At 64.9% G+C, this 14454-nt stretch carries 3 protein-coding genes; all 3 read left to right on the top strand.

The genetic code is table 11. The features are described 5' to 3' along the window. The first annotated feature begins 2 nt into the window (after positions 1 to 2). From PSH78_RS14640 to PSH78_RS14630, 3 genes are read left to right on the top strand one after another with little or no spacing between them, the layout of a single operon-like run. Positions 3 to 9035, top strand: coding sequence for a non-ribosomal peptide synthetase (locus PSH78_RS14640; RefSeq protein WP_305494991.1), 9033 nt, complete (start codon positions 3 to 5; stop codon positions 9033 to 9035). After that, a complete protein-coding gene (locus PSH78_RS14635) occupies positions 9032 to 12814 on the top strand; it encodes an amino acid adenylation domain-containing protein (RefSeq protein WP_305494990.1) in 3783 nt (1260 codons plus the stop codon). Before PSH78_RS14640 ends, PSH78_RS14635 begins: the two co-directional genes overlap by 4 nt. Beyond that, positions 12811 to 14454: a cyclic peptide export ABC transporter gene (locus PSH78_RS14630; protein WP_305494989.1), complete on the top strand. Its 1644-nt coding sequence runs from the start codon at positions 12811 to 12813 to the stop codon at positions 14452 to 14454. Before PSH78_RS14635 ends, PSH78_RS14630 begins: the two co-directional genes overlap by 4 nt.

Here is a 14454-nt window from a genome sequence, read left to right as displayed (position 1 = left end):
CGATGACGCAACAAGCTTTCCTGGAGATTGCGCAGCGGCTGGCATCCTTGCCCGCGGACAAGAAAAAAGTCTTTCGCCAGCGCCTGGCCGAGAAGGGCATCGACAGCTGGCGCCTGCCGATCGTCCCCGCCGTGCTCGGCGAAGGCGAGCACAGACCGCTGGCGCAGGCGCAGCGGCGCTTCCTGTCGGCTGAAGCCTTGAGCAGCCGGGCCCTCTACAATCTGTGCTCGGTGCTGCGCTTCGACGGGCGCCTGGACGGCGAGCGTCTGCAGCAGGCGATGCAGCAAGTCGTCGATCGCCACCAGATCCTGCGTACTCGCTACACCACGGATGCCAACGGGCTATTGCAACCTCAGTGCGAGCCGCAACAGGTCCGCTTGCCAGCCGTCGAGCGGTTGATGTTGGCGGCGTCTGACCAGGCGCAATGGTGCGCCGACGAGTACGCCCGCCAACTTGCCGAACCATTTGACCTGGCTCAGTCGATGCCTTGGCGCTGGCAAGCGTTCAGTGACGCCCAGGAGCAATCCACCTGGCTGTTCTTCACCATCCATCACGTCGCCTATGACGCCTGGTCGGCCCAGCAACTCACCCTTGAACTGGCCGAGGCCTATCGGGCGCTCGCTTCGAATCAGCCTGCCGCACAACCCGAGTTGAGCATTCAATACGCCGATTACGCCGCGTGGGAACGCGAGTGGCTGGACAGCGACACTTGCCGGCAGCACATCGATTTCTGGCGCGACCAACTGGCGGACGCTCCGGCGCCCCTGGCGTTGCCACTGGACCGGCCGCGCCCTGCGGCCAACCAACGTCGCCACAGTGGCGCGATCCTGGCCCGGGAGCTCTCGCCGCAACTGACCGCGGCGGTGGAGGCGGCCATTCGCACCCAGGGGGTAACGCTGTATATCTACGGCCTGACGGCCTTTACCTGCCTGCTGTCGCGCTACAGCGGCGAGACCGATCTGTGCCTGGGCACGTCGGCGGCCCAACGTGACCGTCCGGAGCTGGTGCCGCTGATCGGCCCGTTGCTCAATACCCTGGTGATCCGCCAGCGTCTGCAGGGCAACCCGGACTTTGGCAGCGCCTTGCTGCGCACCCGCGATACGGTCGCGGCCGCGTTCGACCATCAGCAGTTGCCCTTCGAAAATATCCTCGAAAGCGTTGAGCGTCCGCGTTCGAGCCCGCTGTTCCAGGTCATGTTCGTTCAGGTTGATCTACCCGAAAGCCGCACCCTGGCCTTGCCCGGTGTGGCGGTCGAAGTGCTCGACCCGCCGCAACGGCATGCGCGTTTCGACTTGACGCTGCGCATGGTGCGTAGTGCTGACGCGCGGCTGCGCTGCGAGCTGGAGTACAGCGACGAATTGTTTGATGCGGCCACGGTCGAGCAGATGCTCGACGACTTGCTGGCGATTCTGCACGAGGGCTCGGTGCATCCGCAGCGACGCCTGGCGGATCTGCAACTGGTTTCGCCACCCAGCGAGTTGCACGGCCCCGCCCTGGATACGGCGCCGTTGCCGTTGGACCGGCAAGTGTTGCACTGGGCCAATCAGACGCCGACCGCTGCGGCGCTCTGCAGCGTTGGGCAGACCCTTGATTACGCCACGCTCGGCGCCGCCAGTCGGTCGATGGCCGCGCGGCTGGCCGGGCAGGGCATCGGGCCCGGGCAGGTGGTTGCGCTGTGCATGCCGCGCTGCGCTGAACAGCTGTTGGCGACCCTGGCTTGTTGGCAGCGTGGCGCGACCTGCCTGTTCCTCGACCCGGCGCAACCGCCGCAGCGCCTCGCGCAGTTACTGCAAGACAGCGGGGCGAGCCTGTGGGTGACGCTGGCACACGCGCCTGAAGCCGGCATGGGCCTCGCGCATCTGGTGATGAGCGACGCCGACTGGTCGGCCGATGCCCATGCCGGGCAGGGCGAAAGCCTCAGCCAGCCGCATTTGCCTGCCTACCTGATCTATACCTCGGGCTCGACCGGCCAACCCAAAGGCGTGCTGGTCAGCCATGCCAACCTGGCGCATTACGCGAGCGCGGTCGGCCAGCGCTTGCACGCCCGTCCCGGCAGCCGCTGGGCGACCCTGGCGACCGTCGCCGCGGACCTGGGACTGACCTCGGTATTCGCCGCGCTCGCCGCTGGCGACCCGCTGGTCTTGCCGCCGGCGTCGTTGGCTTTCGATCCACCCGGCTGGGCTGACTTTCTTGATCAGAATCCCGTCGATTGCCTGAAGATCGCGCCTTCGCATCTGCGCGGCTTGCTGGCATTGGACGATGCTCGCCGTGTGTTGCCCAGGGAGATATTGATCCTCGGCGGCGAGGGGTTCGATCAGGCGCTGTTCGCCAAGGTGCACGAACTGGCGCCGCAACTGCGTATCTTCAATCACTACGGGCCGTCGGAAACCACGGTTGGGGTGATCTGCGGGGAAATCACCGGGGCCGACGCACTCGAGGCGGGTCAGTACCTGCCGCTGGGCCAGCCTTTGTCTGGCTGCGAGTTGCGCATCGTCGATGGCAATGACAGAACCGTACCCCTCGGGGTTGCCGGTGAGCTGTTGATTGGCGGCCCCCAGGTTGCGCAGGGCTACCTCGGGCAGGCCGGGTTGACGGCGCGCGCGTTCGGTTGCACGGTCCAGGGGCAGCGATTCTATCGCAGCGGTGACCGGGTGCGCCTGGATCGCAGCGGGCGCCTGGTATTCCTCGGGCGCCAGGACGATCAGGTCAAGATCCGTGGTTTTCGTGTCGAACCGGGCGAGGTCAGTGCCTGGCTCAACGCCCAACCCCAGGTGCGCGAGGGGGCGGTGCTCGCCTGCGAAGTGAAAGGGCGCACGCAACTGGTGGCCTACCTCACCCCCGGGATCGGCTCTTCGATGACCACCGAAGCCCTGGCGATGCTGCAAGCCGAGGCCAAGCGCCAACTGCCGGAACACATGCTGCCGGCCTATTGGCTGGCCTTGGAGACACTGCCGCTGACCGCCAACGGCAAGCTCGACCGGCGCGCATTGCCCGAGCCTGCGACGGATGAGCCGGCCGCTGAAGCCGCCGAGCCACCGAGCGGTGCGACCGAACAGCGCCTGGCGCAACTGTGGTGCCAGATTCTCGGTTGCGCGCAAGTCGGGCGCGGGGATGATTTTTTCGCCCTCGGCGGCGACTCGATTCTCAGCCTGCAATTGATCGGCCTGGCTGCACGGGAAGGGCTCAGGCTGCAACCTCGCGATGTCTTGCAGCACCCGACATTGGCGGCCATGGCGCTGTGCATCGATTGCCGCGCCGAGCCCGCCTTGCTTGCGGTGCTGACGGCCTTTCGCGAGCTGCTCGGCCAACCCGCGCTGGGCGCGGATGCGGATTTTTTTGCCATGGGCGGCGATTCGATCCTCAGTCTGCAATTGATCGCGCGCTTGCGTCAGGCCGAGCTGCGCCTGATGCCTCGGCAATTGTTGGAGAACCCAACCCCTCGGCAGTTGGCCAAGGCGCTGACGCCGGTGGTGGCGCCGGTCGTCGCCGCGGTCGAGCCGAGTGACGTGGCGAAGCAACCACAGCCGCTGTCCCACGCCCAGCAACGGGTGTGGTTCATGCAGCAGCTCGATCCGGCTGAAACCGCCTACAACGTCACCCAGTTGCTGGCCTTGCGCGGCGATCTGGATGTGCCGCGTCTGCAGCGCGCCTGCCAGGCGCTGGTCGCCCGGCATGATGCGTTGCGCTGCCGCTTCTTCGAAGAGCAAGGGCAAGTCTGGCAACGCCTGGACGATACGCCCGGGGCGATCTTCAATGTCCATGACGTCGGTGGCCTGACCGGGGCGGAGCAGAATGCGGCCATCGCCAGCGCGGCCAAGCGGGTGTTCGACCTCACGCAGGGGCCCTTGCTGGCGGTCGATGTGTTTTGTGTCGCACCCGCTGACTACCGCTTGCTGTTCAATGTGCATCACATTGCCGTGGACGGCTGGTCCATGGGCCTGCTGGTCGAGGATCTGACGTCGCTCTATCAGGACCGGACGCTGCCTTCGACAAATGCTCTGCTGCCGTTGATCAACGCGCAGCGGCAACAGTTGGAAGGGGATCACGGCAAGACGCTATTGGCTTATTGGCGGCAACGCCTGGAAGGCTTGGGCAACGAGCCTCTGGAACTGCCCGGACAACCCGCTCGGCCGGCAGTGCAGGCATACGCCGGAGCGCGGGACGAGTTCGCTTTGCCCGGTACGCTGAGTGCTGCCGTGGAGGCGCGGGCAAGGGCGTTGGGCGTCACACCTTTCGTGGTGTATTTCGCTGCGTATCAATTGCTGCTCTGGCGCCATGGCGGACGCAGTGACTTCGCCGTCGGCGTTCCAGTGGCCGGACGCGAGTCGGCAGAGAGCCAGGCGCTGGTCGGCCTGTTCGTCAACACGCTGGCGCACCGGGTGCAGATCGATGCTCGCCAGAGCCTGCAATCGTTCGTCCAGGCCTTGAACGGCAGACTGAGCGAGGACCTGGCCCATCAGGCGCTGCCGTTCGAGCAATTGCTCGACGTGCTGAGTATCGAGCGCAGCCTGGATCGCACGCCGGTGTTCCAGACGATGTTCAACTACCAGGTCGACCATCAGCAGTCCCGCAGCCTGAACCTGCCCGGCGTCAGCGCACAGGCCCTGGCATTGCCGGGCGGGGTGGTGAGCGCCAAGTTCGACCTGACCTTCAACCTGTTCACCCAAGGGCGTGGTGCCGAGGCCAGTACCGGGTTGATCGTCGAATACGCGACCGCGCTGCTGCAACCGGGCACCACCCGGCGGCTGGTGGAGGACTATCAGGGATTGCTCGCCAGCCTGGCTGGTGTTGACCTTGAGACATGCTTGCTGGAAATCCCGCTGCGCTCCGTTGCGACCCTGGCGACTGCCGGTGAGCCGTTGCAATTGCCCGGCGAAGCGGATTTCGTGACGCGTTTCGAAGCGCAAGCCGCTGCGCATCCCGAGCGCATCGCGGTGTACTGCGCTGACCGGCAGATAAGCTACGGGACGCTGGATGCCCAGGCCAACCGCCTCGCTCGTTGGCTGCTGGGCCAAGGCGTGGGCGGCGAGTCGATGGTTGCCTTCTGCCTGCCTCGGGATGAGCGGTTGCTGGTGTGCATGCTGGGCATTCAGAAGGCCGGCGCGGCATACCTGCCGCTCGATCCCGGCCATCCGCCGGCTCGCCAGGCGCAAATCCTCAATCGGGCGCAGCCGCATCTGCTGCTCTGCGATTCGCCGAGCGCCGATCTGCCGGCGCCGTTGCGCGTGTGCCCATGGGCGGACCTGCCGCTGGGGCAATTTGCAGCCCAGGCGCCGGAAGTGGCGGCCAACCTTGGGCAACTGGCCTACACCCTCTATACCTCGGGCTCGACCGGCCAACCGAAGGGCGTGCAGATCAGTCGCGGCAACTTCGCCAACTTCCTGCTGGCCATGGAACAGGCGCTGCCCTTGGCAAATGTGCAGCGCTACCTGGCCTTGACCACGGTCACCTTCGACATCTGTGGCCTGGAGTTGTGCCTGCCGCTGGTGCGTGGCGGCGCGGTCGTCCTCGCCGACGATGAAGAGCGCCAGGATCCGCTGCTGCTTGCGCGCTTGATCGAGGAAAAGAATGTCGACCTGATCCAGGCCACACCGGCAACCTGGGCGATGTTGCTGCAAGGCGATCGCCAGGTGCTCAAGGGGCGCGTGGCCCTGGCCGGTGGCGAGGCAGTGTCGGCCGAATTGGCACACGAGCTGAAGCAGTGCGTGGCGCAACTGATCAACGTCTATGGCCCGACCGAGACCACGGTGTGGTCGACCCAGGCGCCGATCGATGCGCTGCAACTGCCCGTCGCGCCCATTGGCCGACCGCTGCTCAACACGCGCTGTCATGTTCTCGACGAACACCTGTGCGAAGTGCCGCCTGGCTGCGTGGGCGAACTCTATATCGCCGGCGACGGCCTGGCCCGCGGTTATGCCGGGCAGCCGGGGCTGACCGCCGAGCGCTTCATTGCCGACCCGTTCGGGAGTAACGGCGGGCGCTTGTATCGCACCGGCGATCTGGCGCGCTGGCAGCCCGACGGCCAGCTGTACTACCTCGGGCGTACCGATGACCAGATAAAGTTGCGCGGGTACCGCATCGAACTGGGAGAAATCGAGGCGGTTCTGCTCAGCCATCCCCAACTGCTGCAGGCGGTCGTGGCCGTGCAAGGCGAGCACCTGGCGGCGTTCTGGGTTGCGGAGGCTGAAAACGCACCTGACGAGGCGGCTGTGCGCGACTATCTGCAGACACGTTTGCCGATCTATATGTTGCCGACGCACCTGCAAGCGCTGGAGCGGCTGCCGCTCAACACCAACGGCAAGGTCGATCGCAAGCAGCTGCCGCGCCTGCTCGCGGTGGTCGACAGTGCACCCGCTACCGAGCGCGCATTGTCGGCGAGCGAGGCCTTGCTGATGCAGGTCTGGTCCTCGGTGTTGCAGGTGCAACACGTGCCGGTTGATGGCCATTTCTTCCAGATGGGCGGGCATTCGCTGATGGCCGCTCAGGTGCGTGGGCGCTTGCGTGAGCAGGGGTTTGACGTGCCATTGCGCTGGCTGTTCGAAACGCCGGTGCTGGGGCAACTGGCTGAGCGAATCGAAGGGCTTGCGGGGCAGCAGGACCTGGCTTCGCTGACGATCTCGCCGGTTGATCATGAGGTCGAGCAACCCTTGTCCTCGGCGCAACAGCGAGTCTGGTTGATGCAGCAGTTGGACCTTGCCGACAGCAGTTTCAACATGAGCAGTAATGTCCGTTTGCGCGGGCAACTCGATATCCAGGCCCTGGAGCGTTCATTGCAGCGGCTGGTAAGCCGCCATGCCATTCTGCGCACCACCTATCACCAGCGTGACGGCGAACCGCGCCAGCGCATCCACCCACAATCGATGGTGGCCCTGGAAACCCTCGCTTCGACGCAAGCGCAGTGGCCGATTGAAGCCCGGGACAGGGCACTGCGCCCCTTCGATCTGGTGTGCCAGGCTCCGCTGCGGGTGGTCCTGTATCGCCTCGGCGAAGAGGATCATGTGCTGCAGATGGTCATGCACCACATTGCCTCCGATGGCTGGTCCGGCGCCATCCTGGTCGATGAGCTGATCGAGGGCTACGAGGCCTACAGCACCGGCGTGCTACCGAGCCAGGAAGCGTTGCCGATCCAGTACGTCGACTACGCCGTATGGCAAGGGTCGGCCGCGGTCCGGTTGCGTCAGCGTGAAGGTCTGGATTTCTGGCGACGGACCCTGGCCGGCATTCCCGCGCAAGTGCCGCTGCCGTTCGATTTCCCGCGCCCGGAGCATGACAGTGGCGCCGGGGCCGCGGTGGATTTCCAGTTGTCGCCCGCCATGGTCGGTCGGCTCAAGAGCTTCGCCCACGGCAGTGGGACGTCGCCGTTCATGGTGCTGCTGACCTGTTATGCCGCCGTGCTGCAACGCGAGACGCAGGGTCGCGATCTGGTGATCGGTACGGACGTGGCGAACCGCGACCATCCGGCCACCGAATCGCTGATCGGCTTCTTCGTCAACCTGCTGGCCTTGCGTGTCCGCCTGCAACCGGAGTTGAGTTTCCGTGAGCTGGCGCTCCAGGTGCGTGAGGTCTGCCTGCAAGCGTTCGCCTGGCAGGACACGCCGTTCGAACAGGTCGTGGAGTGCCTCGAGCTGCCGCGCGTCGCCAATGTCCACCCGCTGTTGCAGACCTTGTTCGTGCTCGACAACACCCCACGCCAGCAGCGTCAGCTGGGCGATCTTCAGGTCGAGCCGCTGGCCGGCGAGCAACACCATTCGAAGTTCGACATGGCTCTGTTCGCCAGTGAAGACTTTGATGCCATCAGCCTGCGCTGGGTGTACCGCACCAGCCTGTTCCGCCAGGCCACCGTCGAGCGCTTGCGCCATGCCTTCGAGTCACTGCTGGAGCTGGCCCTCGGCGCGCCGGACAATCCCATCGATACCTTGATTCCGACTGTAAAGGGAGCCGCTGCAATGTCCACGGACAACCCGCTGCAACGCAAAATGAGCAAATTGGGCAAGATGCGCCAGAGCGGATCGGCGGCGACCCGTGAGCCCATCGACGCCCGGCCGCTACGAGAGGCGGCGAAATTTCCGCTACTGGTCTCGCTGCGTGACCGCGAGCTGGCCCCGGCTATCTGGGCCGAAGCCAACCGCGACAAGGTCGAGAGCTGGCTGCGCGAGCATGGCGGTATCCTGTTCCGTGGGTTCGACCTGCCGACACCGGCGGATTTCGAGGCGTTCTGCCAGGCGCTGTGCCCGCAGTTGTATGGACAGTACGGCGACCTGCCGAAGAAGGAGGGTGGCAAGAACATCTACAAGTCCACGCCATACCCCAAGGACCGGATGATCCTGTTCCATAACGAGAGTGCGCATCAGCACCGTTGGCCGCGCCGCCAGTGGTTCTACTGCGAGACGCCGGCGACCTCCGGTGGCGCGACGCCGATTGTCGACAGCCGCCAGGTCTACCGCGAACTGCCGGCCTGGTTGCAGGCAAACCTGCGGCGCAAACAGCTGATGTACGTGCGCAATTTCAGCGCCAGCCTGGACGTCAGCTGGCAGCATTTCTTCCAGACCGAGGATCGGGCCGAGGTCGAGCGGATCTGCCGTGAGAGCAACATCGAATTCCAATGGCGCGGCGCCAATGACCTGCACACCCGCCAGGTTTGCCCGGCGGTGATCCTGCATCCCTTGACGAGCGAAGAGAGCTTCTTCAACCAGATCCAGCTGTACCACCCGGCGTTTCTCGATGCCGATATCCGCGAGCAGTTCCTGCGTGATGGCGAGGCAGCCATGCCCAGGCAGGTGTTCTACGGTGACGGCTCGGACCTCGAACCGGCCGCCATCGATGCCATCAATGCCGCCTATGACCGCTGCGCCGTGCGTTTCGATTGGCAACAGGGCGATGTGGTCATGCTCGATAACATGCTGGCGGCGCATGCCCGGGATCCCTTCGAGGGCGAGCGCAAGATTGTCGTGGCCATGGGCGAGATCTATGGTCGTCACCAGGTAATGGCTGCCCCTGCGCAGCCCGAAGAGCATTGCGCAGAGTTGACCCCATGATGGATCTTGGACTGACCCTTTCACCGCAACAGAAACAACTGGCCCAGGCCAATCCGCAAGGCTGGCGCTGGGTCCGCATGCGCTTGGCGGGCGTGCCCGAGGGCATCGTCGAACAACGCTTGCGCGACGCCCTGGCGCAGCATCAGGCGCTGCGCCTGCGTTACGAGCGCCCACTGGGCGCCACCGGCCTGCGCCAGCGCGTTATCGAACCTGATGCGCTGCGGCTGGACTGGCGCCAGGGGCGGGCAGCCGACGGTCACGATGGGCAGTCGTGGCTGGAGGCGGCCCGGCGTCGTTGCGACGCCGAGCAACCCGACATTCTCGCCTGGCTGCTCGACGATCAGTTGCTGTTGGCAGTCCCGGTCTATTCACTGGACCAGCGCAGCCTGATCGGCTTGCAGGAGCACTTGCTCGGGCGTGCCGCAGCGCTGGACGACAAGCCCATGCAGTACGCCGACTATGTCGAGTGGATCAACGGCCTGCAATTGGATGAAGACGCCGAGCAGGGCGCGCAGTTCTGGCGCAACCTGGCCTTGCAGGACATTCCCGGCATGCGCCTGGTCGAGCGTTATGGCATCGCCAGCGGCCGTCACGCGGTCGTCCGCGAGGAACTTGAGCAGCGCTTGCCGGCGATGCTCACGGCACTGGCCGATCGTGAAGGCGTGGCCGTCGAGCAGTGGGTGCTGGCCGCCTGGGGTTCATTGCTCGGCAGGCTCAACGGGCAGCAGCAGGGGCAGTTGGGGTTGCAACACGATCCTCGCGACAACTACGAGGAATTGTCCGGCGCGTATGGGCTGTTCGAGCAGACTTTGCCGATGGTCCTGCAAGTGTCCGAACACAGCACGCTGACCAACCTGGCCCGGCAACTGGCCCGGCAACTGGAGAGCGCCGTCGACTGGCAGGAATATGTCGGCCAGGCACAGTTGCTGCCCGAATGGCGGGCCAGCTTCCAGGCCGGCCTGAGGGTCTTGCCTGTGCCGCAACTGGACATGTCGCAGTGGCTGTCTTTCGACACACCGGTCGAACTGCAACTGCAATTGACGCTGGATGCCCAGGGCCACGGCGAGCTGGCGTTGGCCTACGACCTCGGCCTGTATCGCGAGGGGCAGATGCAGGCGCTGCTCAAACGTTTTGCCCATTGGCTTGGCCAACTGGTGCAAACGCCCGACGGGCTCATCGCTGACGTTGACGCGCGCCTGCCTGAAGAACGGCTGGCCTCGGCGCAGCCTGCTGCCCTTGGACCGGACCTCGACATCATCGCGACCTTGCGCCGCCATGCCCAGGCACAACCGTCGCGTCCGGCGCTGCGGTATGCCGAGGAGGTATTTTCCTACGCTGAACTGGATGCCCTGAGCGATCGTGTCGCCGGCAGCCTGAACGAGGCTGGCGTGGGCCGCGAGCAGGTCGTTGGGCTGTATCTGCCGCGCGGCGCGCAGATGCTGATCGCGATGCTGGCCTGCTTCAAGGTGGGGGCCGCGTATCTGCCATTGGACCCACAGCAGCCACCGCTGCGTCTGGCCGGCATACTCGACGACGCTCAACCGGCGTTGTTGCTGCACCTGGAAGGGCTGTTGCCCGAGACATCGGTGCGGACCCTGTGCTGGACCCAGGCTAGCAATGCACCGGCGTTCGCCGCGCCAGTCTCCGGCACAGCGCAGGACCTGGCCTACGTGCTCTATACCTCGGGCACCAGCGGCAAGCCCAAGGGTGTGCAGATCGAGCAAGGGCAATTGCGTCACTACGCCACCCAGGTGACCCACGCGCTGCAATTGCCCGAGGGCGGGCATTACGGACTGGTGTCCTCGTTGCTCGCAGACCTGGGCAATACCGTGCTGTTCCCTGCGTGGCTGCAAGGCGGCTGCGTGCATGTCCTGGCGCAGACGACCGTGACCGATGCGCGGGCGTTTGCCGATGAGCTTCGGCGCTACCCACTGGACGTGCTCAAGATCGTACCTTCGCACCTCGAAGCGCTGATGGGCGAGCAGGCCGCCGACGTCCTTCCACGCCAGGTCCTGGTGCTGGGCGGAGAGCCGATCGGCGAGGCGCTGTTGACCCGCCTGGCGCAGGCCGGACCGACCTGCCGTGTTTACAATCACTATGGCCCGACCGAGACCACGGTAGGGGTGTTGTGGCGGGCGATCGATCTGGAACAGGGGGTGAGTGGCTGCGCATTGGACCAGGTGTTGGGTGCCAACCGTATCCACCTGCTCGACGAGCGGCAGCGGCCGGTACCGTCAGGCCAGGCCGGCGAGTTGTGCATCAGCGGCGCCAGCGTTGGTCGAGGCTACATCGGCAATGTCGGCGGCAACACCTTTGCTGTCGAGCCTGCCAGTGGTCATCGTCTATACCGTACGGGCGACCTGGCCCTGCGCCAGGCCGATGGGGCCGTGCGCATTCTGGGGCGCAACGATCAGCAGGTGAAAATCCGTGGGTTTCGCCTTGAGTTGGCCGAGGTCGAGCAGGCGATGCTGGCCCAGCCAGGCATCTTGCAGGCTGCTGTGCTGCTGGACGGCGAAGGTGACCACGCCCGATTGCTGGCATTCGTGGTCACGGAGGAGGGGGATTCGCAAGGCACGGATCAGTTGCGCGCCAGCCTGGCCCGCCAGTTGCCGGACTACATGCTGCCCAGCGCTGTCCTGGTGCTGAAGGCCATGCCGTTGAACAACAATGGCAAGCTCGATCGCAAGAACCTGCTCGAACGCGCCCGGCAGCGTTTGCACAACACCCGCGTGGCACCGGTCGGCGAGCTGGAGGCCGCGATCCTCGCCATCTGGTGCGAAGTATTGGCAGTCGAGGACCTTGGCGTCACCGACAATTTCTTCAATGTCGGTGGGCATTCGCTGGCCGCGATCAAGGTGGTGTCGCTGATTCGCGAACGGTTGAGTCTCGACCTGCCGACCAACCTGCTGTTCGAACGCCATACCGTGCGTGACCTCGTGCAAAGCCTTGGCGAGATCGACAGCGGTCCGTGGAAAGTCCTGAACGCTGCCGACCCGCATGCCCCGGCGCTGTTGCTGGTGCATGGGGCGCAAGGGCACCTGCAGGCTTACCAGCCGCTGGTGGACAACCTGCGCGACGACGTCGCGGTGTTTGGCCTCGCCGCGCTTGAAAGCGGCTGGGCCGAAGGCGATATGGATGCATTGCTGCGCCGATACGTGGCGAGTGTCCCGGCGCAGCTCAAAGGGCGCCCACTGGTACTGTTGGGCTGGAGCCTGGCCGCGCGCCTGGCCACGTTGCTGGTGCCGCATCTGCAATCCAGCGGTTTCAGTGTCGCCGGGTTGGTGGTGCTGGATCACGATGCGCAGCGCAGCCTGGCCGGCGAGGGTGATGAAACCGGCCAGTTGCTTGCCGATTTCGCTTTTTATTGCCGCAGCCACGCCCAGCCGCTCGGCGAGTCGCTACGGGAGCGGTTGACGGGCCTGTTGGCCGGCCTTGACTATGCCGAGGGTGTCGCCCGGCTACTGGATGACGAACAGGTGCGCGCGCATCTGCAATGGGAATCGGCCGACGCGGAATTGCTGGCGTTGATGGCGCAATATCGCGCGATCAAGACCCGCTTGTACGAGCAGGCCTTGCCGACCGTCGATGTGCCGGTCTGGCTCTGGCGCGGCAATGCCCACGGCGATTTGCGCGCGTCATGGCAACGCCATGCCTTGCAACCGGTCAGCCAGTGGACATTGGACGTGGGGCATCATGAAATGCTCGGCGAGCCGCGACTGGTCGAAAACCTGCTGCCTTTACTGTTGCAAACCTCTGCCAAGGTGGTGCCGGTCCCATGATGTTATTGAAAGAACTGCTGCATGACGCGCGATGGCGCATCTTCCTTGCGGTGCTGAGCAGTGCCTTGAGCGCGGCCACCAGTATCGGCCTGATCGGCTACATCAACCGTTGCCTGGAACAAGGCCTGGATGACCTCGGCCGGGGCTTGCTGCTGTTTGGCGGCCTGTTGGTGCTGTTGTTCATCAGTGGGGTCGTCTCGCAATGGTTGCTGGTGCAGATTGGTCATCGCCTGATCTATCAGCTGCGCCTGCGGCTGGTGGGCAAGGTCCTGGGCACTGCGCTCGAGCGCGTCGAACGGCTGGGCAGCCCACGTATCTACAACGCCCTGACCAAGGATGTGACCACCGTCGCGACAGCGTTCAAGCAACTGCCGATCTCCTTGTACAACGGTTTGCTGCTGTTGGCGGGGCTGGCCTACATGGGCTGGTTGAGCTTGCCGTTCTTTTGCCTGACGCTGGCGGTGATCGCCGCTGGCGTTGGTCTCGATGTGTTGCTGGGGCGCAAGGTCAAGACCTTGATGCAGGCTGTCCGGCAACAGGACGACCAATTGACCGAGCAATTCGAAGCCACGATCCAGGGGCGCTGCGAGTTGGGCCTGAGCCGCGAGCGCCGCCATCTGCTTTATCAACACAAGCTGGAACCCATCGCGCGCGCCTCGCTGGACGCCTCGGTGCGCGCCGACACCCTCTGGGCGGTGAACCTCAATTGGACGACACTGCTGGTGTTCATGTTGATCGGCACACTGTTTTTCCTCGGCCAGGGGCTGGGGTTGCTGGACCAGCAGGTGGTGGTCGGCTACGTGTTGGCGATCATGTTCCTGCGCACGCCCATCGCGATGATCCTCGACGCCATTCCCGCAGTGATTCGCGGCCATGTCGCGTTGCAGGCCATCGACGCCCTGGCGCTGGGCGAGACGGTGCAGTTCAAGACCCCGGCGCAAGCGGCGCAGCCGTTTCGCGAACTGCGCCTGGCGGACGTGCATTACCGTTATGCCGGCAAGAACGAGGAGTTTGCATTTGAACTGGGTCCGATCGACCTGACGATACGCCGTGGCGAGCTGATTTTCATCGTCGGTGGCAATGGCAGCGGCAAGTCGACCCTGGCCAAGCTGCTGACCGGCCTCTACGTGCCCGCTTCCGGGGAGGTGTCACTCAATGGCGTGGTACTTGATGCCACTACCAGTGAGTGGCACCGGGAGCATTTCGCCGCGATCTTCGCCGACTTCTATCTGTTCGCCGACGTTCTCGGCGAGGCGGGTGACCATGACGGGCTCGAAGCCCGGGTGGACCATTATCTGGAGCGCCTGGGGCTGGCCCACAAGGTCGAATTCGCCGCCGGGCGCCTGTCCACCACTGCCTTGTCCCAGGGCCAGCGCAAACGCCTCGCGTTGCTGCTACTGATGATGGAAGGCCGGGAAGTGTTCTTGCTGGATGAGTGGGCGGCGGACCAGGACCCGGTCTTCCGCCATGTGTTCTACAACGAGTTGCTGCCCGAGCTGAAGGCCGCCGGCAAGACTGTCATCGCGATCACTCACGATGATCGTTATTTCGATGTGGCGGACCGGGTCTATCGCCTCGATTACGGCCACCTCGTCGATTACGACCGGACCACGGAGAACCCTTTTCAGCTGGTGAAATGA

The organism is Pseudomonas sp. FP198 (assembly GCF_030687895.1).
Classification (GTDB): Bacteria; Pseudomonadota; Gammaproteobacteria; order Pseudomonadales; family Pseudomonadaceae; genus Aquipseudomonas.
This window is presented reverse-complemented; position numbering and strand designations above follow the sequence as displayed.

Excerpts from the sequence above, each read along its gene's own strand:
- PSH78_RS14640 (WP_305494991.1), top strand. The coding sequence starts at position 3 with ATGACGCAACAAGCTTTCCTGGAGATTGCGCAGCGGCTGGCATCCTTG.
- PSH78_RS14635 (WP_305494990.1), top strand. The coding sequence starts at position 9,032 with ATGATGGATCTTGGACTGACCCTTTCACCGCAACAGAAACAACTGGCC.
- PSH78_RS14630 (WP_305494989.1), top strand. The coding sequence starts at position 12,811 with ATGATGTTATTGAAAGAACTGCTGCATGACGCGCGATGGCGCATCTTC.